At 64.3% G+C, this 17629-nt stretch carries 20 protein-coding genes and 2 pseudogenes; 8 read left to right on the plus strand and 14 right to left on the minus strand.

Translation table 11 applies throughout. The features are described from left to right. Positions 1-19 precede the first annotated feature (19 nt). From KBY86_RS08540 to hisA, 3 genes are all read right to left on the minus strand, one after another. Positions 20-1714, minus strand: coding sequence for a DUF3685 domain-containing protein (locus KBY86_RS08540; protein ID WP_255140835.1), 1695 nt, complete (start codon positions 1712-1714; stop codon positions 20-22). Between the two features lie 980 nt (positions 1715-2694). After that, positions 2695-3057, minus strand: coding sequence for a Fur family transcriptional regulator (locus KBY86_RS08545; RefSeq protein ID WP_094510784.1), 363 nt, complete (start codon positions 3055-3057; stop codon positions 2695-2697). A gap of 165 nt (positions 3058-3222) precedes the next feature. Then, a complete protein-coding gene (gene hisA / locus KBY86_RS08550) occupies positions 3223-3984 on the minus strand; it encodes a 1-(5-phosphoribosyl)-5-[(5-phosphoribosylamino)methylideneamino]imidazole-4-carboxamide isomerase (protein WP_255140836.1) in 762 nt (253 codons plus the stop codon). Between the two features lie 136 nt (positions 3985-4120). Between hisA and KBY86_RS08555 the strand changes: the two genes are divergently transcribed. Then, entirely contained in the window at positions 4121-5038 is a 918-nt protein-coding gene (locus tag KBY86_RS08555; protein WP_255140837.1) for an NAD-dependent epimerase/dehydratase family protein, read from the plus strand. On the opposite strand, the gene KBY86_RS08560 is transcribed toward KBY86_RS08555, so the two are convergent. Beyond that, positions 5010-5603, minus strand: coding sequence for a CDP-alcohol phosphatidyltransferase family protein (locus tag KBY86_RS08560; protein ID WP_255140838.1), 594 nt, complete (start codon positions 5601-5603; stop codon positions 5010-5012). The genes KBY86_RS08555 and KBY86_RS08560 overlap by 29 nt on opposite strands. A gap of 125 nt (positions 5604-5728) precedes the next feature. Between KBY86_RS08560 and KBY86_RS08565 the strand changes: the two genes are divergently transcribed. Further along, positions 5729-6163 carry a CBS domain-containing protein gene (locus tag KBY86_RS08565; protein ID WP_094510782.1) on the plus strand — a complete coding sequence of 145 codons (435 nt, stop codon included), beginning with the start codon at positions 5729-5731 and terminating at the stop codon, positions 6161-6163. On the opposite strand, the gene pdeM is transcribed toward KBY86_RS08565, so the two are convergent. Next, positions 6120-6812, minus strand: coding sequence for a ligase-associated DNA damage response endonuclease PdeM (gene pdeM / locus KBY86_RS08570; protein ID WP_255140839.1), 693 nt, complete (start codon positions 6810-6812; stop codon positions 6120-6122). The genes KBY86_RS08565 and pdeM overlap by 44 nt on opposite strands. An 89-nt stretch (positions 6813-6901) precedes the next feature. Here pdeM and KBY86_RS08575 point away from each other — a divergent pair, with 89 nt between their 5' ends. Further along, positions 6902-7138 carry a hypothetical protein gene (locus KBY86_RS08575; RefSeq protein WP_094510663.1) on the plus strand — a complete coding sequence of 79 codons (237 nt, stop codon included), beginning with the start codon at positions 6902-6904 and terminating at the stop codon, positions 7136-7138. A gap of 137 nt (positions 7139-7275) precedes the next feature. Here KBY86_RS08575 and KBY86_RS08580 read toward each other — a convergent pair whose 3' ends face one another. After that, positions 7276-7401 carry a hypothetical protein gene (locus KBY86_RS08580; protein WP_255140840.1) on the minus strand — a complete coding sequence of 42 codons (126 nt, stop codon included), beginning with the start codon at positions 7399-7401 and terminating at the stop codon, positions 7276-7278. A 22-nt stretch (positions 7402-7423) separates the two neighbouring features. Continuing rightward, positions 7424-7504 (minus strand): annotated as a pseudogene (locus tag KBY86_RS15295) (hypothetical protein); the annotation flags it as partial. On the opposite strand from KBY86_RS15295, the gene KBY86_RS08585 reads away from it, so the two are divergent. Continuing rightward, positions 7491-8291 carry a DUF932 domain-containing protein gene (locus KBY86_RS08585; protein WP_255140841.1) on the plus strand — a complete coding sequence of 267 codons (801 nt, stop codon included), beginning with the start codon at positions 7491-7493 and terminating at the stop codon, positions 8289-8291. The pseudogene KBY86_RS15295 and the gene KBY86_RS08585 overlap by 14 nt on opposite strands. An 829-nt stretch (positions 8292-9120) precedes the next feature. Here KBY86_RS08585 and KBY86_RS08590 read toward each other — a convergent pair. Beyond that, entirely contained in the window at positions 9121-9372 is a 252-nt protein-coding gene (locus KBY86_RS08590) for a hypothetical protein (RefSeq protein ID WP_255140842.1), read from the minus strand. A gap of 275 nt (positions 9373-9647) precedes the next feature. Between KBY86_RS08590 and KBY86_RS08595 the strand changes: the two genes are divergently transcribed. The 3 genes from KBY86_RS08595 to KBY86_RS08605 all read left to right on the plus strand — a co-directional run bounded on the left by KBY86_RS08595 (position 9648) and on the right by KBY86_RS08605 (position 12318). Continuing rightward, on the plus strand, positions 9648-10040 hold the full coding sequence (locus KBY86_RS08595; protein WP_255140843.1) for a hypothetical protein: 393 nt from the start codon (positions 9648-9650) through the stop codon (positions 10038-10040). Between the two features lie 146 nt (positions 10041-10186). After that, the gene (locus KBY86_RS08600; protein WP_255140844.1) at positions 10187-11044 is read left to right on the plus strand and encodes a hypothetical protein; all 858 of its coding nucleotides are present in this window, start codon (positions 10187-10189) and stop codon (positions 11042-11044) included. Between the two features lie 20 nt (positions 11045-11064). After that, complete coding sequence (locus KBY86_RS08605; protein WP_255140845.1) at positions 11065-12318, plus strand: hypothetical protein; 1254 nt, start codon at positions 11065-11067, stop codon at positions 12316-12318. Positions 12319-12329: 11 nt separating this feature from the next. Here the strand turns inward: KBY86_RS08605 and KBY86_RS15300 are convergent. From KBY86_RS15300 to KBY86_RS08620, 4 genes and pseudogenes are all read right to left on the minus strand, one after another. Further along, positions 12330-12821, minus strand: a pseudogene (locus tag KBY86_RS15300) (thermonuclease family protein); the annotation flags it as partial. Between the two features lie 33 nt (positions 12822-12854). Next, a complete protein-coding gene (locus KBY86_RS08610) occupies positions 12855-13526 on the minus strand; it encodes an ATP-binding cassette domain-containing protein (protein WP_255140846.1) in 672 nt (223 codons plus the stop codon). A gap of 18 nt (positions 13527-13544) precedes the next feature. Further along, the gene (gene devC, locus KBY86_RS08615) at positions 13545-14693 is read right to left on the minus strand and encodes an ABC transporter permease DevC (RefSeq protein WP_255140847.1); all 1149 of its coding nucleotides are present in this window, start codon (positions 14691-14693) and stop codon (positions 13545-13547) included. Next, the gene (locus tag KBY86_RS08620; protein WP_255140848.1) at positions 14690-15670 is read right to left on the minus strand and encodes an HlyD family efflux transporter periplasmic adaptor subunit; all 981 of its coding nucleotides are present in this window, start codon (positions 15668-15670) and stop codon (positions 14690-14692) included. The genes devC and KBY86_RS08620 overlap by 4 nt, the downstream gene beginning before the upstream one ends. A gap of 279 nt (positions 15671-15949) precedes the next feature. Between KBY86_RS08620 and KBY86_RS15235 the strand changes: the two genes are divergently transcribed. After that, on the plus strand, positions 15950-16585 hold the full coding sequence (locus tag KBY86_RS15235; RefSeq protein ID WP_315855848.1) for a TetR/AcrR family transcriptional regulator: 636 nt from the start codon (positions 15950-15952) through the stop codon (positions 16583-16585). A gap of 131 nt (positions 16586-16716) precedes the next feature. On the opposite strand, the gene KBY86_RS08635 is transcribed toward KBY86_RS15235, so the two are convergent. Both KBY86_RS08635 and KBY86_RS08640 read right to left on the minus strand, forming a co-directional pair. Then, positions 16717-16923 carry a DUF1651 domain-containing protein gene (locus KBY86_RS08635; RefSeq protein ID WP_255140849.1) on the minus strand — a complete coding sequence of 69 codons (207 nt, stop codon included), beginning with the start codon at positions 16921-16923 and terminating at the stop codon, positions 16717-16719. 47 nt (positions 16924-16970) lie between these two features. Continuing rightward, entirely contained in the window at positions 16971-17339 is a 369-nt protein-coding gene (locus KBY86_RS08640) for a galactose oxidase (RefSeq protein WP_255140850.1), read from the minus strand. Positions 17340-17629 lie beyond the last annotated feature (290 nt).

Genomic DNA, 17629 nt, shown 5'->3' on the forward strand with positions numbered 1-17629 from the left:
ACCAGGGCCCAGCCGCCGCTTAGGGACGGTTGATGCCTTTGCCCATTCCCTGCAGGATGCCCCGGCCGATCAGGCCGATGGCCCGGCCGATCACCTGGGTGAGCACCACCACCAGCAGATCGCCCAGCTGGCGCAGGAACGCCTGCAGCTGCGGTGCCAGGGCATCGCGGGCTTCAAGAGCCAGCGTGACCGTCTGCTGCAGCCAGCCCAGCTGCCGCAGCTCCCGGTCGCGGGGTTCGGTGAGCAGCAACGGCGTGATCCTGCCCGCCTCCAACCGATAGAGCAGCCTTCGGCTCTCATAGAGCTGGATCGGGCGCTCGAACCAGCTGCTCCAGCGCTGCTGGGCATTGAGCTGGTTGCGCAGACGTTCGAGGCTGCGGGTGGCCAGCAGCTCATTCACCAACAGGTAGCGCCTCAGTTCCGGCCAGTCGCCACAGCAGGCCAGCAGCTCGGCGCTGATCAGCTCGGCGGTGCGGATCAGCCAGTTGCTCACCAGGGCTTCCAGGTGCAGCAGGGCAGTGGGTTCATCGGGAGACAGCAGGCGGCCGTCCACCAGCAGCGGTTGCCCCCCCATCAGCGCATTCAGCATCGGCAGGGAAGCGGGCAGTTCCGGGTCGTCGCTGGTGAGCACGGTGGTGCTGCTGAGGTGGTCGGCCACCGGCAGCAGCACACCATCGAGAGGAAGCCGCACGTAGGCCCCGGCCACCTGCCGCAGGGCATGGCGGCGCAGTTCCGGCTGCAGCGCCTGCCAGCGGGCCTCAAGCGTGTCGGTGGCCGGCCGTTCCTCACGTAGCCGCAGCAGCAGCTGATCGAGCTGGCCCAGCAGGGCGAGCAGCAGGTCGCGGCGCCGCTCCACGCTCAGCCCCTGCAGTGCGAACAGGGTGCCGGCATGCGGATCGAGCGACCCCGACAGGCTGGACTCCTGGAGCCGCTGGCGGATGGCGCTCCACACCCCTTCGGCGGTGCGTTGCCGCAGGGTGATCGCCGTGCTGCCGCTGGCCGGAGGTTGCGGCAGGTCGCCAATGACAGCCTGGCTGGGCAGTCCACCGTCGTCGCTGATCTGGGCATCGCCCCAGGCCAGCACCAGCGGCCCCCACAGCCAGAGCAGCAAGGAGCGGGCGGCGCCCAGCTCGCGCAACCGGCCCTCCAGGATCAACTGCAGCAGGAAGGTGTCGGGTGGCGGGGTCAGCAGGCGACGGCAGAGGCGCAGCTCCGCATCGATCTGCTGCAGGCCGCTCTGCAGCAGCCATTGCCCCAGCCCGATCGGCCCCATCAGCGGCGTGGCCTCTGGGGCAGGAGCCCCGTCGCCCTGAAGCTCCACCACTCGCCCACCGGCCAGCAGGGTGCCCACCGCTGCCAGCAAGGTGTCCGGATCGGGGTCCTGCAGAAGGCCGGCCACGGGCAGTTGCAGCAACCAATCGCTGGAGCAACCCGGCTGCGCGGGCAGCAGCAACAGCAGCGGGGCAGGCTGCCAGCGCTCCTCCAATCGCTGCAGCTCTCGCAGCATGTTGGCGGGCTGCACCGGCGCGCTCACGCTCCAGATCAGCAGCTGGGGCGCACGGCTGCAGGCGGTTGGATCGGTGAACACCTCGGCGGCACAGGGCGCGGCACTCAGCAGGCGGCTGAGGCCATCGCGCAGCAAGGGGTCGGCGAACAGCAGGATCCTGGGACGGTTAGTTGCCGTGGCTGGAGAGTCCTCAGGGGCTGGTGTCACTGGGGGCGTGCGCTCATTGGAGCCAAGGTAACGACCTGACGGCGAATTCTCCAGCTTGATTGGAGGCCAGTGAAGTGAACAGATGCGGTCTGGGGGCTGTGCCGATCACGTTGTGCAGGCCTTGCTTTTTCCCTGATCCCCAGGTCAACGGTGGCGACGGGTCCTGGCAGGGGGCTGGGAGTTCAGGCTTGCCGTCACGAATGCGCTCCATTGGTGTTGTCTTGCCGCATTCCTTAGCGGTTCTGTCCCGCTGGATCGGCGCCATCCAACATCCCATCCAACGCGCCATCCACGCGCCATCCACGCGCCATCCAAAGACAGCCGGCTGGCCTGAAAGTCATGTCTTCACTACCAGACCATCAGCGCCCTGAATCGGGATTTGGTTGCAGAGCTGGAGGATGGGTTGTGTCTCGCAGAGAATCCTGAGGGGTCTTTTCTCTTTCCTCGATGGGGATGACATCTGGATTCGCCAGCTTACGAATCCTGTGAGCTGCGACTCCAATAACCCGCGTTTCTGGTTGCCTGCGGAATCCGCCGTTTCTGGAGTTGGTTCGTTCTGAAGTGTGTCCGTCCTGGCTTAAGTCGTTTGACGCATTCACTATCTCGCGATTCAACCTTCCGCGAAGGAGCAACTATTGCCCCGGAAGGATCCACACGCCTTCTTCATCATGAGCGACAAAACGAGATGGCGAGAAAGCGATGCTTCCAGAGGCTCCCACCAGCGGTGAAGAATCGCACAGCCATGGATTCCACCTGCGTCGAGTCGAAACGTCTGGATGCACGTTCAGATTCGTCGAGCTGTCCCCGTTGTTCTGGCCCCCTTCGGTTAATGTCGTCCCCGCAGGTTGCAGCAAAGAGGAACATTCTCGTGATGTCACAAGCTGACATTGGATGTCAGTTGGATTGATTTCACGTCACTTGAAAGCATTGGATGGAACTGATTCTCGCCACCTGTTTTCCCCTGAGCCCCTCCACCGCGCTCACTGGCGGGGCCGACCGGCCAGCTGCAGGGTGTACGACTCGATCGTGTAGCCAGTGAGCTCTTCGATGCGGCGGACCAGGTCATCGGGGAGCACCACGTCAAGGTCCTGGATTTCACCGCTCACCAGGCAGGTGAGATGGCTGTGGGGGTCGCTGCGGTAGCCGTAGAGGCGCCCATTGGCGCGGTCGAGGCACTCGATCACTCCAGCGCTCTGCAGAGCTTCAAGATTCTGATAGACGGAGGTATGGCCGATGCGGCGGCCTTGTTGATTGAGGCGCTCGAAGATGTCGCGGGCACTGAGGTGGCGCCGCTCTCGCCAGAGCAGTTCCAGCACAAGCTTGCGTTGGCGGCTGAGGCGCATGCCCAGGTCGCGGCAGCGCCCGAACACCTCGATCACCCCCGCGAGGGCGGTGGGGCCTGTGCTCTGCCCGTTGGTCAGCGGTGGGGCAGTCGCAGCCTTCACACGTGGATACGAATGCTTTACCTCAACCTTAATCGGTTTGCCCCTGGGGTAACGGATCGGCCCCTAGCAGACGCTCGGCGGAATCGGATCCTGTAACCGCTCCGGTCCCACGGCCTGCAGGGCTTCACGAAAGTCGATCGCTCCGTCGTAGAGCGCCCGGCCCACGATCACCGCCTCCACGCCCAGCGGCTCCAGGGCCAGCAAGGCCAGCAGATCGGTGACGGAACCCACGCCGCCGGAGGCGATCACCGGCACCGGGCTGGCGGCGGCCATCGCGCGGAGCGCCTCCAGGTTCGGGCCGGCCAGGGTGCCATCGGTGGCGATGTCGGTGCTCACGATCGCCGCCACACCGCTGCCTTTGAAGCTGGCCGCGAGCGCCGTAGCCTCCACGGCGCTGTCCTCCAGCCAGCCTCGGGTGGCCACCTTGCCGCCTCGGGCATCGATGCCCACAATGATCCGGCCGGGGAAGCGGGCCGCCAGCGCCTGCACCAGCTCCGGCTGTTCGATCGCCACCGTGCCGAGGATCACCCGCTCAAGGCCGGCGGCAAGCAGCGCCTCTGCCCGCTCTGCCGTGCGTACACCGCCGCCCAGCTGCACCGGAATACGGAGCGCCGCCGTGATCGCGCGCACCACCGCATCGTTGACCGGTTCACCACTGCGGGCGCCATCGAGATCCACCAGATGCAGCCGCTCGGCCCCCTGGCTCTGCCAGTCGAGGGCCTGCGCCACCGGATCGTCGTTGAAGTGGGTGACCTGGTCGTAATCGCCCTGGTGCAGCCGCACGCAGTGGCCGTCGAGCAGGTCGATGGCGGGAATGATCTGCATGGCGGAGCGGGTGAGCCGTGGTCGTGGCCCATCCTCGCCGGCAGGGGTTGGGCAGCACCTCCCCACTGGGTGTGCATGCGGTGGCGGCTCCCGCCCCGCTCAGCGCTTGAATGGCGGCGCCGTTGCCGCTGCTTCCGTGAAGATCCTGGTGATGGGTGGCACCCGCTTCATCGGTAAGCCCCTGGTGGCCCAGCTGCAGGGCTATGGCCATGCGCTCACCCTGTTCACCCGCGGCCGCAATCCGGTGCCGGCCGGGGTGGAGCATCTGGTGGGCGACCGCAGCGACGCCGTCGCGCTCGAGCCGCTGCGGGGCCGTGCCTTCGACGTGATCATCGACAGCAGCGGCCGCAACCTCGACGACAGCCGGGCGGTGGTGGAGCGCACCGGCCCCCCCGCCCATCGCTTCGTGTACGTGAGCTCGGCCGGCGTCTATGCCGACAGTGAGCTGTGGCCGCTGGATGAAACCGCCCCCACCGACCCCGCCTGCCGCCATGCCGGCAAGCTCCACACCGAAGACTGGCTGCGGGCCGAGCGCATCCCCTTCACCAGCTTCCGGCCCACCTACATCTACGGGCCCGGCAACTACAACCCGGTGGAGAGCTGGTTCTTCGACCGCATAGTGCACGACCAGCCGGTGCCCCTGCCCGGCGACGGCAACACCATCACCCAGCTGGGCCACGTGAGTGACCTGGCCACGGCCATGGCCCGCTGCCTGGAGGTGGAGGCCGCCACCAACCGGATCTACAACTGCTCGGGCCGAAAGGGCGTGACCTTCCGCGGACTGGTGGCGGCGGCGGCACGGGCCAGCGGCAAGGATCCGGCAGCGGTGACGATCCGCAGTTTCGATCCCTCGGGCCTCGACCCCAAGGCCCGCAAGGCCTTTCCCCTGCGCCTGGCCCATTTCCTCACCGATGTGCACCGGTTGGAGCGGGAGCTGGCCTGGACGCCGGCCTTCGATCTCGATGCCGGCCTGGCGGACAGCTACACCAACGATTACGCCCTGCGTCCCGCCGCCCGCCCGGATTTCAGTGGCGACGCGGCGCTGCTGGGCTGAGATACCCCAGCGCCGAGCTCAGGGCCAGCGCCAGCGAGGGCCAGAACAGCCACCAACCGGCGCTGTGCAGCCCGGCGACAAACCCGGCCTGGCCCAGGCCCAGCCCCCAGCGTTCGGGCCAGAGCAGCAGCAGCAGCGCGCTGAACTGCAGCACCGTCTTGGCCTTGCCGGCGCGGGAGGCGGGGCCGCCATCCCCCTGGCCGGCACGCCAGCCGGAGATCAGCAGCTCGCGTGCCAGCAGCAGCCACACCGCCCATAGCGGCAGGCGTCCGGCGGCGCCCAGCCACAGCAGCGGTGCACTGATCAGGATCTTGTCGGTGAGGGGATCGAGGCGAGCACCCCAGGCGGAACCGCCGCCGGCACGGCGGGCCAGGATGCCGTCGGCCCAGTCGCTGAAGCCGCCCAGCAGCAGCAGGAACCAGGCCGCCCCCTGCTGATCGGCGGCCAGCAGCAGCAGCAGCGGCAAGCCGATCACGGCCCGCGCCAGTGTGAGCCCATCGGCGAGGCGCCGGGCTGCAGAAGCGGCTGGTCGGCCTGTGGGGCGGTGCTGGGGTGTCGGCGTCAAGCTGGGCAGGCCGGAAGGGCCAGTCTGCTGCCGCGGATCCCGACCCCTCGCTGGCCTAGAACCATTGCAATCGCAACGCTCCGATGACCCTCGACTCCCAGCCGGCCCTGCGGGTGGCGGCGGCCATGACCACCCCGGTGTTGAGCGTGACGCCCGAAACCCCTCTGCAGCAGGCGGTGCAACTGCTGAGCGACCACCACATCAGCGGCCTGCCGGTGCTGGATGCGGCGGGAGCGCTGGTGGGGGAGCTCACCGAACAGAACCTGATGGTGAAGGAGAGCGGCTTTGACGCCGGCCCCTATGTGATGCTGCTGGACGCGGTGATCTACCTGCGCAATCCGCTCGACTGGGACCGGCAGGTGCACCAGGTGCTGGGCAGCACGGTGGGTGAACTGATGGGTGCGCACCCCCACACCTGCAGTGCCGATCTGTCCTTGCCGGACGCGGCCCGGCTGCTGCAGGACCGCAGCACCCAGCGGCTGTTCGTGCTTGAGGGCGACAAGCTGGTGGGTGTGCTCACCCGCGGCGATGTGGTGCGCGCTCTGGCGGCAGCGGCCTGAGCCAGGCCACGATCGCGCCGTCGGCCACCAGCCAGCGCTGATGGTGGTCTTCGCAGGGGTGGCCGCCGGTGAGCTTGCCGAAGGCGGGCAGCACCAGGCGCTGAGCCTCCGCGTCGTGAACGAAGCAGGGCAGGCGCAGCCGATCGCTGCGGTCACCGACTGTGGCCACCGGATGCAGGTGGCCGCAGAGCTGCAGCAGTTCCCCCCCGCCCACTGGCAGCGGTTCCGGTCCGTGGCTCAGCCAGAGGGGGCCGCGACGGCTGCTGGGCTGCTGCACCAGCCCTTCCAGCCAGCTGCCCCGCTCGTGGTTGCCAGCGATCAGCGTGAGCGGGCAACCGAGCAGCTCCGGCAAGGCCTGGATCTTCTGACGCAGTTCGCCGGTGAGGCCGAGCCGGCCGTGGATCAGATCACCCAGCACCACCACCTCAGCCGGCTGCCAGCGGTGCGCCAGCGCGATCAGGGCGTTGAGGGTGGTGGCATCGCCATCGCTGGGCAGCGGCACGCCATGGGCCTGAAACGACTCGGCCTTGCCCAGGTGCAGATCCGCCACCAACAGCAGACGTTGCGTCGGATCCCACACCGCCCGCGCCCCCAGCAGCTCGAGCCTGTGACCGCGCCAGAGGAAGGGAAGGTGTTCCGTCAAAGGCATTTGTGCGCAGCTGTGCTGCAGATGTGTTCCATCCGATACCCAGTTTCCCTCGCCATCCATCAAGATTCCCTCACTAGGCGGCACTCCCCGTGAGCCAACGTCGTTCCCAGCGCCAGCTCCCTGGAGAAACCCTCCAGTGGATCGAAGGTCGTCTGCGCGATCTGGAGCGGCTGGAGTTCTTCGAAGAGGCCTATGCCCTGCGGATGGAGATGGCCGAATGGCTGCTTGAGCGCGACAGCAGCATGACGGTGAGCAACCTCACGGTCGCCCGCCTGCTGCGTGATCGCTGTCTCGCCCCGGTCCCGCCGGTCTCTGAGCAGGGCTGACCCCCAGCGGCTGCGTAACCTGCACCCACCTTCGGCACCCCATTCGTCATGACCATCGCCCTGCTCGTCGCTCTCGTCGGTTCGTTGGCGCTGATGTCGATGATCATCCGCCGGCTCGAAAAGGCCTGAGGGTTCCCTCAGGCCAGCGAGCGTCCCCGCCAGGTCCAGCCGCGGCCGGTGGTGGATTTCCAGATCGAAGCGAGCGTGATCGCGGCGATCACCCCCTTCCGCCTTGCTGACGGTGTCGTTGCTCGAGTCGTCATCGGCCACCACCAGCTGCCAGTGATTGCAGGGGGGATCGCTCGCCAGCAGCGCTCTCAGGCAGCCTTCGACGTTGGCCGATTCGTTGTAAGTGGGGACCACCACCTATGAGGTGGTGCAGAACGAGCAGTTGATCCGGGTCGCCGAGGCCCTCCATAGCGATGCGGTCATGGATGCGGTCTGCGTTCTGGCCGGCGGCCGCAAGGTGACGTTCACCGCAAGGGTGCGCCAATCAGAAGGGGAGGTGCTCCCCGGTGATCCGGTGAATCAGTACCTGGTCGGCTGCACGAGCCATGACGGCACGATCGCTTTCTCCGTGTTCTTCTCCCCCATCCGGGTGGTGTGCAAGAACACGCTCTCTGCTGCCCTGGGGCTTGCCTCAGCAAGTAGCCGGCGCCAGCAGGGCTGCCGCATCCGCCACACCCGCAATGCCAATGCCTTGATCAGCCGGCTGCCTGAGCTGATCGACCTGCAGCGGCAGCAATTCAGCGGGGGACTGGCCGAACTGCGGGCGATGGCCGCCGCCCCCTGCACGGCTGCGCAGTTCCGCAGCTACGTCGAGACCCTGCTCGCCGGTCAGCTGCGGGGAGCGATCAATGACCGCCGGGGCGATGCGGCGACCAGCCGGCCCCGGCGGCTGGAGGATCTTCCCGCCTGGGAGTGTCTGTCCGCCAAGTTCGAAGGCCAGGCCATCGGCAGTGACATCCCGGGCGTGCAGGGATCGATGTGGGGCGCCTACCAGGCGGTGACCGAATACCTCTCCCATGACGCTGGCCGCTCGAGAGATCCGATCGAAGCCGCCCGCCAGCGGCTGGAGGGGCTGTGGTTCGGCAAAGCTGCCGCCACCCTCACCCAGGCCCATGAACTGGCGCTGGCGGCGACCTGTAGTTGATGCCCTGCAGCAAAGAGGGGATTCTTACCGACTGAGGCGGGGCAAAGCCAGAAGAGGAAAGGGCAAGGGCTCTGACCTCCTTGCCGGTCGTGTCCACACCAGCGGCGCTGTGACGACCGCCGGTGTGGCTTGATGCTGCCATGACGTCTGAGGAGACTCGGCTGAACCGGGAGGCGCTGGAGCTTCCCCCCGAGCCCGTAGATCCTGGCGCTCTGGAAGCTGTTAACCGCCTGAGGTCTAGTGGCGGCGGCCTTTGCCCCGAGCTCGTGATCAGAGAAGCCCTGCGGGCTTTCCTGGGCCTCCACCCCTTGTGAGCCCTGAATTCCCCAGGAGGAGTCCCTCCACAACAGAGACAAGCCCCAATCCGCCGAACCCATGACCATCAACACCCAGCGTTCCGAACAATTCCGATGACTTCCTACGAACCCAACATCTGGACAACGATCGCCACCTTCTGTCGGGAGCTAGCTCCTATCAGCGGGGCGTTGCTTGACTCCATCGGTCAAACGGCTGCAGCTATCGATCGAGCTGGATTCGAATCTCGCTCACTCAGAGCACCGGTCAACCGGAACCGACAGCCGGTGCTAACCCCCGAGAACGAAAACGACGAAGAATGGGAATAACCAGATTTACTGGTAAATGCCGTAACCACCAACGTGCGCGGTGTGTAGCTGGTTCTCTACCTGGTGATCGACGTCTGCAGCTATAAAGTGGTGGCCTGTGATGTCGTCGACCGAGAGGACCCGGCCATCGCAGCCGATCTGGGGAGCAGCGACTGCCTTAGAGAGCGGATCGACCAGCTTGCGTGGTTCACGAACATCAGAGCAACTCAGACATTTTTGAGCCACTCCAGCTCCATCTGCAGCCGCGCGTATCCGTCAGGTTCTGCGAGGCAGTACTGCTGGAACAGCTCGGCCTCTTTGGTCAGCCCCTCGTCCTTGCCATTGGACCTCTTGCCTCTGGTGAAACGCTCGGTGGCACCGTCGAGCAGCTGCCGCTTCCATTGGCTGACCTGGATCGGGTGCACAGCGTGGTGGGCGGCGATCTCCTGGATCGTCTTGCGGCTACTGATCGCCGCCATGGCGACCCTGGCCGCGACCTCGGGGCTTTAGGTACGGCGCATGTTCAACAGCGTGAGCCCCCTTTCAGGGGCGGTGCCCCGCCTCAGAGGTTAGCGATGGGGGCTGTCCAGAAAAACCAGTCCACCGCATTGTGGTGCAACCAGCTCGCCTACGCCAGAGATTCTGCGTTGATTGCTACAGTCCTGTAGCGGCTCGATTGGGAGAATTCTGCATGTAAATCTGTGATAGGTTGATTTCGCTCCGCGACTCGCCACAGTTGCGATAGGACAAGCCGATGCTTGCACGCCCGCTGAGTTCCAGCCTGCTGTTCGTCTGCCTCGTCGACGTTCCACTGGATGCGAAACCCGACCGCTGGGCGCAGGCGCAGGTTGATCTGGCCGACATTGCGGTGGGGCCCTATCATTGCGATGTCATGTCTGACGCGCGCGGCTCTTCCCACAGTGACGTGATTAACTCTGTCGACAAGGTCGGTCCCAACACGGTCCTAGTAACCAGCGACTACGAACGCCTACCCGAATTCACCACCCGGCTGACCCGGGCGATGCAGACTATCCAGACCACCAGCTCGACGCCGCTGTTGCAGGTGTGCCTGCTCGACCTCTCGAAAAACCCGCGCAGCTTGATGGTGACGGTGGACGACGCATCGTGGGCGGGGCGCAAGCAATGAGGCTGGAGCAAGACAGGGCGATTTGCAAACTGATTGCCAGCCTGTTCGTAACGTTGGCTGCTGCTCCGGCCATGGCGCGAACCGAATTTAGTGTGTAGGGCGGTGGCGGTGATGCGCAACGCAGCTTTGAATGTCCACGCGGCAAGATGCTTGCCGGATTTTCCGGGAATTCGGGGACCTGGATCGACATGATCCAAGGCATTTGCGCCGAGGCGAATGCCAACCGAACTTTCAGGCAGCCGATGGTCGAAGGTACCGCATTCGGCGGTCGCGGGGGTGCCCGCGAAGATATCTACTGCCCAATCGGGGCGGTGCTGTCTGGCATCGACATGATCCTCACGACCAATGATCGGCAAGTCGCCTCGCTTGCCCTCAATTGCAGTATGCCGGGCAATGGCCAGTCGGCCGGTTTGCTTTACTTTGGTAACAAGGATTACCGTCCTCAAGCTTCAGGAGAAGGAATCGGCTCATTTGCGCGGGCCGGCAGCATTAAGCAGCAATGCCCCGGCGGCGAACTGCCGACCGGGTTCACCGTCAATTTTGGAGCCCACGTTAATGCCTTTGGTCTTATCTGCGACCGGATTGCCTATCCTGTGGCAGTAGTGCCGTCGCCCCCGCTTAAGACCACCGGACATATGCCTCCCCCCTCGCCCAGCCCGGCAGTCGCGTCTGATTATGCCTTTGCAGGTGGCTGGCAGACGGTCACAGGCCAGAACGGGCACTTCACTCTCATTCTTCAGATCCCCAACCCCAATCCACGCAGCATTGTCGATCTCGATGTCATCGGTCAATTCATCAACACCGATGGCGCGACCCAATACAATGGCACCCTGCGAGGCACTATTCGCAGGGGCTCACGCACCTTGCAATATACTTATAGCCAGCCCGGAATGGATTCCGGCGGGTCGGGGTATTTCCACCTGACGCAGGACGGCAGTTCAATCGAAGGTGTCGGCAAGGCGGGCGACACCGAATTCACCTGGAAGGGCACGCGGGCGAAATAAGGCGCGAATTGAACCAGACCATGAAACATTGGGAGATTGCAATGAAAAGCCGACTGACCAGCCTTTCAACACCTGTGAAACGGATGAAGAGACTATTCGCGGTCGCCGCACTTAGCATTTTTGCGATGGCACCAAATGCTCAGGCTGCAGGCGGCCTAAGCAGTGATCGTGGCGAAGTTAACGGCATTGAGCTCAGGCAAGGCTCAAATGTGTTGTTGAGCGATCAGAACTTTCTTTCGTCCAGCAGTCTTTGCAGCGCAATTTACAGTGCCCCAGCGCGAGACGCGTTTAGAGATATGGTTTTCGGACTTGCCAGTAGCGTTTCAAACTCACTACCGGATGGCGTCCGGTTTGTTCGCCAGAGATTCGACCTGTCGCCCGGATGCAGCGCACGGGTGGCGTACACCGGCAATGAGCTTTCGGTCTTAGTTTCCCTGCCCCGCAACATTTATTTCACGAACATCACGACCCCCACCATTCTCGGTCAATACGCTGATCCGGCCGTATCGGTCGATTTCGACGTCGTCGCGACTGCCAAGGTCAACATACCTTCGAACCCCCAAGCCGGCCTGACCTTGGGGCCGTTCAGTTTTAAGGTGTCCAAAATCGATCCGCAAGGCCAAAATCTCACCGGAGACGTGGGCATCGGCGTCGCTAAGCTGGTGGACAATCTGGGCGGGTTCGGATTTGCACAACAACTGCGGACGGGATTTATCTTTCCTTTCGATCCGATCAATGTCAATCTCAGCAGATTTGCCAACATGGTTGGGGAACGAGGCAGGAATGCCCGTCTGTTGAACGATTACGATACCGCACGCAAACTGGTCGTTCTGAATCTTGACCCGACGTCTTCGGGCCAGCAGCCAATCGCCCATGTATCCGCATTTCAAGGCGGCTGGCAGACCGTGACCGATCAGAACGGCCATTACATCTTGATTCTCCAGATCACCACGCCGATTGTCTCCACACTGATACCTGACCTCAACGTCACCGGACAGTTCATCAATACTGATGGAGCAACACAATACAACGGGACCCTGCAAGGTATCATCCCCAGAGGCATGCGTACGCTGTATTACAACTATTGGCAGCCGGGAATCAAGGCAGGCGGAAAAGGCCAGTTCACCCTATCGAACGACGGCCAATCGATTAGTGGCGAAGGCCTGTCGATGGGCAAGGACACGTTTATCTGGAACGGGACCCGGACCCAAGGAAAACGCGTGTGCCCTTCAGGCATGCGCGGCGAAAACTGCGAGGAAATGATTGTCAATTAGCAATTGCGGTGTCAGGCAGCCAAAGATCGAGGCGGTCGCAATGCGCAAGCCAAGAAAGGATGTTCGTATGACTCGCTGGCAAGGATTGGCTGCGCTCGCAACCGCCGTACTGTTGTGTGGCCTTCCCGTAGCGATTGCTGGGCACGCTGCCAGGAACCAACCTCCGCATACCTCCATCGGCGCCCTGACCCTGGGGGAGCCCCTGAGCTCGAATCAGGGTTGATGCTTGTCAAGCTCGCAGGTCGCTGCTGGAACGTTTCGATGCTCTTGGTGCCACCACGTCGAGCAGCCCGCCAGTCCCATGGGCGCTGTATCCCACCAGGTGGCTTCCAAGCCCCAAGGCGGGAACGTTCTGCTTGCTTCTCCCGATCCGGGTAGGCGGCAGCATCACAGCTTTCGAGGTGCTGGCGGTACGCAAAGGCATGACCCTGCTGTGCCAGCTCCAAAACAGCGTTGCGGCCATCACAGGTGATGACCTCAGCGACAGTTCGGCCAAATTGATCCTTCTCCTCGTCTCCCGCCTTGTGCTGACAAGATCAGATCAGCCGACCGTCCTCCATCGACAGGGTTCGATCCGCGATATCGAGAATTCTGTTGTCGTGGGTGACCAGCAGGATGGTGCAGCCTTGCTCCCGGGCCAACCGTTGCATCAAGGTGACGACATCCCGGCCGGAGCGGCTGTCGAGGGCCGCTGTTGGCTCGTCCGCTAGCACCAATGGTGGGTTACCCACCAAGGCACGAGCCACGGCAACCCGCTGCTTCTGGCCGCCAGAGAGCTGGTCAGGGAAGGAATGGAGGTGGTCGCCCAAGCCGACGGTGGTGAGGATCGCAGTGGCGCGACGGTCCATCTCGCCAGCATCATCAGTGCCACGCATCTCCAGGGCCATGCGCACGTTTTGTATGGCTGTCAGGCTGCCGTGCAGGTTGTGGGCCTGGAAGATGTAGCCATGCTCCCGGCGGGCCATGGTGAGAGCGCGATCTTTGGAGCCCACAAGCTCTCGATCCAGCACCCGCAGACTGCCGCTCTGGGCCGATCGCAGACCACCGATCAGGGTGAGCAGAGTGGTCTTGCCTGAGCCTGAGTTGCCGGTGAGCAGCACGATCTCACCAGCCTCCACCTCCAGGTCAAGGTCGAACAGCACCTGGCGGCGGAGATCGCCTGTGCCGAAATGGTGGTTGAGGTCCTTGATCGAAATCGCGGCGGTCATTGCTGAAGGCTGAACGGATCAGAACAGATCGGCGGGGTTGGCCTCCTGCAGCCGTCGGGTGGCAATCGCCCCGGAAGCCATGCACATGGCCAGGGTGAGCACGAACACCAACAGCGCCCTGGACGCCGTCATCGCGATCGGCAAGCTGGTGGCCTTCGCGGCCAGGGCATAGAGCCCCAAGGGCATCACGACGCCGGGGAGGAATCCGAGAGCGGCCAGGATCAGGGCCTGCTCGAACACCACTGCCAGCAAGTAGCGGTTGCGGAAGCCCATCGCCTTGAAGGTGGCGTACTCGCGGATGTGGGCGTTCACATCGGTTGAGAGCACCTGATACACGATCACCACTCCAACCATGAAGGCCATGGCCGTCCCCAACCCGAAGATGAACCCCACCGGGCTGGCCACCCGCCAGTAGTTCTCCTCAAACGTGACGTAGTCGTCCTTGGTGAGCACCTTGACGTCGTCGCCAAGATGACGGCTCAGCTCAGCCACCACCTGGGCGGGATCGGCGCCGGGGGCCAGCGTGAGCAGCCCCAGGCTGACGCCACCGGGATCCCGGCGAGGGAACATGCGCAAGAAGGTCTGGTCCCCCGCCATCAAGGTGCCGTCAGCCCCGAAGGAGGCCCCAAGGCGAAACAGGCCACCGATGGAGATGGTGCGCCGTTCAGCCTCTGCCGTCACCCGCTCGCCGTTGTCGAGGCGCTGGATCATGCGGGCGTACTGGCCGCGGGAACCGCGATCGAACAGCACGGTGTCGGGCTCTTTGAGCTTGCCGGCCTGGGCGTTCACCTCCGGCAAATCCAGCACGGCAGCGTCGGGGTCAAACCCCAGCACCTGCACCGTCGAATTGCGAAGGGTCTGTGGATTCCGCCAGGTGAGGTTGTTGAGGTAAAGACTCTGGGCGTCCTTCACTCCAGGCACGTCCATGGCCTGGAGCAAGCGACGCCTTGGAAAGGTGGAAAGGTTCTGGAGGTTGAGCGCCTTGGGGCTGATCAGCACCACATCACCTTGGAAGGCGCGACTGAGGCGGGTGTTGCTGTCGTAGAGGGCCGACTGGAAGCCCAGCTGCATGAACATCAGCACATCCGCGAAGGCGATGCCGGCGATGGCCACCACGAATCGGCCCCGGTCGTGACGCAACTGCAACCAGCCAAGGGGCGTCCTCATGGGCCGATCACCGTCCGCACCTGCAGGTTGGAGAGGCCGGCGGCACGCTTACTGCTGGCAGCATTAAGGGGGGCCCTGATTTCCACGACGCGGCTGTCGGTGTTGGAAGTGGGATCGGTGTTGATCACCGACTGGCGACGCACGATCGCGCCCACAAGGCCAACCTGGCCCTCCAGGGGGGTCAGCAAAGCTGCGCTGGTGATGCGCACCGGCTGGCCCACCCGCACCCGAGGTAAATCGCTCTGATACACCTCGGCGATCACCTGCATGCGGTCGGTCTGGCCGATTTCGAGGATTCCGGCAGAGCCAGGCACCTCGCCGGCGCGGCTTTGGACGCTGAGCACCCGGCCTGCAATTGGCGAGCGCACCAGGCTTTGATCGCGTTCGGCCAGGGCGGCCTTCCGGGCCGCCTCCGCCTCCACCAGGGAGCGCTCGGCAGACTCCACGTCAAGACTGATGCCCCCCTCAGCGGCCCGCTGGCGGGTGAGCTGGGCTTCTGCGTCCCGCAGGGACGCGGCCACGGTGTCACGGGTGAGGTCCTTCGCTTCGCGGTCGGAGGCCGAAAGGGCCCCGCTGAGGTACAGGCTCTGGTAACGGAGGCGCTCTGATTCGGCCGTGCGCAACTGGGCCTGCAGCGATTGCACCTTGGCTAACTGGCCAGCGAGACCACTGCGGTGGTCTGCCCGGGCGATCGACAAGCGGTTGCGAGCCAGTTGCACCTGGGCATCGGCCCGATCCACGGCCGCTTGCAAGCGGGGCTGGCCGTCGAGAACTGCTAGCACCTGGCCCTGGCGCACGGCATCCCCTTCTTCAACCAGCAGGCGGAGAATGGTCTGCTGGCCGGTGGTGCTGGAGGGGGCCGCGATGGTGCGCACCTCGCCGATGGGTGCCAGGCGGCCAAGCGCTGTGACGGTGGGCAGGGGAGCCTGGGCGGAAGGCGTCGGGACTGGTGCTGGCAGCTCCTGTTGCGATCGCATCACAACCACAACGCCTGCCACCACCCCTGCAGCCAAGAGCAGGGAGATGGCGTTGGGGCGCGGCTTTGTGGGGAGCTTGAAGGGCAGCGAGGGAATCTGCACGGGGCCGAATCCAACTGAAGTCAATACTAAACCGTCTAGTCTGGTTAGGGCCAGTAGGCTTGGTCAGCGACTGGGTCGAAGCGAGGTGAAGCGACCAGGAAGGATGGAGGGGCAGACGAAACGGTGACGGTGATTCCCAGGAGTGAGCCGACCTCAGAGCAGCCAGCAGCCCCACCCATGGCCGATCCGTCCCAAGCAGCCCATGAGCCAGCCAAGCCGGCAGCTCGGCAGTTGTCGCCCGAAAAAAGGGAGGCGATCCTGGCCGGCTCCCAGGCCGAGTTCCTGCGCAACGGCTATGCCGCCACCACCATGGATCGGGTGGCAGTCGCTGCGGGTGTCTCGAAGGCCACCGTCTATAGCCACTTCACCGACAAGGAGACCCTGTTTCAATGCCTCACCCAGCAGATGGTGGGGAAAAAGGTGGCTCACTTGTTCGGGGCAGGCGAAACGGCTCCCTTGCCTGGTGATCCTCGCCAGGCGCTGGCCGAACTGGCCCACCGCTGCCTGGAGCCATGCGAAGGCCAGAGCGACTTCCTGGCGTTCTTTCGGCTGGTGGTAGGCGAATCAGAGCGCTTTCCCCAGCTGGCCCGCACCTTCGTGGGTCAGCTGGAGCAACATGCCTTCCCCCAGGTGGTCCGTCTGTTCGCGTCCAGTGGCTTCCTGCCAGAGGCAGATCCAGAGGTCAGTGCGCGGGTGTTCATCGGTTCCATGGTTCACCTGATCCTGATGCAGGATCTATTGCATGGCAGGGAAGTGGTGAACGTCGACCGGGGCCGCTTCGCTGAAGGCCTGATCAAACTGCTGTGCCCATAAGAAGCTGTGTCAGGAGTATCTGCAGCGGCCCTGGGTATGGGCCAAGGTGGCAGTAAGTCGCTGGTGATCAAATGCGACACCGTCTTAAGGACCATGAGCCCGGATGTGGGGCTAAGGCCCGCGATGCTCTTTCACCACTGGGGGCTGCAGGGTGCCCAGCCCGCCTTGAGCTTCTCCCGCCAGAGCTTGACGGCCTCGGCACGACTGAGCTCCCGGCGTGACTTCAGCAACGGGACCACCTGATCGGGGAGCAACTCGCCGGCGGTGATCTCCAGCCGGTGGTAGTCCCGCTCCCAGCGGGTAGGCCGAAAGCGAAGCACCGGCTGGCCGTCAGTCAACCAACCTTCTCTGGAAGTGAGAGGAGGGCTGGGGCCGGCAGGTGGAGTCACGCTTGCGGCGCCCACCCCCGCTGCCGCACCAGGTCTTCGGTCCAGCCAGGGCAGCGTGAGATCAGGTGCTCCCCCTGGGCGATCAGCCCCTGGTGTAGCTGGCAGGTGAGCAGCGAGATGCAGTTCGGCCCCGCATGGTGCCGAAACCAATGACAGGTGAGGAACACCTTCCGGCTGCGGCTGGCCTGCAGCACCTCTTGATCGAGGTAAGGCCACTCCTCTACAGGGTCCTCACGGGCAACCTGGAGACGGGAGCGACGAACAGGGGGTACTAGCGAGCAGTAGTACGTGGCTAATGCTGTTGGCCTGATGGAGGCGGTGGCAGGGCGCTCGGCGCGGCTGCTGCCCCTGAGCCAGGCGGTCATCAGCGGAGAGGGGGCGTCACAACCGTCACGGCGAAGAACCCCAGTGGCTGCAGTGATCCTGACGGTTGTGACGCCGTGAAGCTGCAGCGACAGACATCTGGCTCGCCAGTCCACAGGCGCTCGATCGCCTGGCAAGCCGCTTCAGCGCTAGTGACCCAGCCGGCCCCCGCTTTCAGGAAAGATGACACCCCTTTCAATCGCACACCCGGGGGCTTGATGGAGCAGATCAATGCGTCGTTACAGCGAGGCCGTGAAGGCTGATGTGAGGAGACGGATGAGCCCGCCGCACC

It is taken from the genome of Synechococcus sp. Lug-A, from assembly GCF_024345655.1.
Taxonomy (GTDB): Bacteria; Cyanobacteriota; Cyanobacteriia; order PCC-6307; family Cyanobiaceae; genus MW101C3.

Excerpts from the sequence above, each read along its gene's own strand:
- KBY86_RS08545 (WP_094510784.1), bottom strand. The coding sequence starts at position 3,057 with ATGCGCCTCAGCCGCCAACGCAAGCTTGTGCTGGAACTGCTCTGGCGA.
- KBY86_RS15235 (WP_315855848.1), top strand. The coding sequence starts at position 15,950 with ATGGCCGATCCGTCCCAAGCAGCCCATGAGCCAGCCAAGCCGGCAGCT.
- hisA (WP_255140836.1), bottom strand. The coding sequence starts at position 3,984 with ATGCAGATCATTCCCGCCATCGACCTGCTCGACGGCCACTGCGTGCGG.
- devC (WP_255140847.1), bottom strand. The coding sequence starts at position 14,693 with ATGAGGACGCCCCTTGGCTGGTTGCAGTTGCGTCACGACCGGGGCCGA.
- KBY86_RS08600 (WP_255140844.1), top strand. The coding sequence starts at position 10,187 with ATGCTTGCCGGATTTTCCGGGAATTCGGGGACCTGGATCGACATGATC.
- KBY86_RS08610 (WP_255140846.1), bottom strand. The coding sequence starts at position 13,526 with ATGACCGCCGCGATTTCGATCAAGGACCTCAACCACCATTTCGGCACA.
- KBY86_RS08620 (WP_255140848.1), bottom strand. The coding sequence starts at position 15,670 with ATGCGATCGCAACAGGAGCTGCCAGCACCAGTCCCGACGCCTTCCGCC.
- KBY86_RS08640 (WP_255140850.1), bottom strand. The coding sequence starts at position 17,339 with ATGACCGCCTGGCTCAGGGGCAGCAGCCGCGCCGAGCGCCCTGCCACC.
- KBY86_RS08595 (WP_255140843.1), top strand. The coding sequence starts at position 9,648 with ATGCTTGCACGCCCGCTGAGTTCCAGCCTGCTGTTCGTCTGCCTCGTC.
- pdeM (WP_255140839.1), bottom strand. The coding sequence starts at position 6,812 with ATGCCTTTGACGGAACACCTTCCCTTCCTCTGGCGCGGTCACAGGCTC.
- KBY86_RS08580 (WP_255140840.1), bottom strand. The coding sequence starts at position 7,401 with ATGACGACTCGAGCAACGACACCGTCAGCAAGGCGGAAGGGGGTGATC.
- KBY86_RS08565 (WP_094510782.1), top strand. The coding sequence starts at position 5,729 with ATGACCACCCCGGTGTTGAGCGTGACGCCCGAAACCCCTCTGCAGCAG.
- KBY86_RS08590 (WP_255140842.1), bottom strand. The coding sequence starts at position 9,372 with ATGGCGGCGATCAGTAGCCGCAAGACGATCCAGGAGATCGCCGCCCAC.
- KBY86_RS08605 (WP_255140845.1), top strand. The coding sequence starts at position 11,065 with ATGAAACATTGGGAGATTGCAATGAAAAGCCGACTGACCAGCCTTTCA.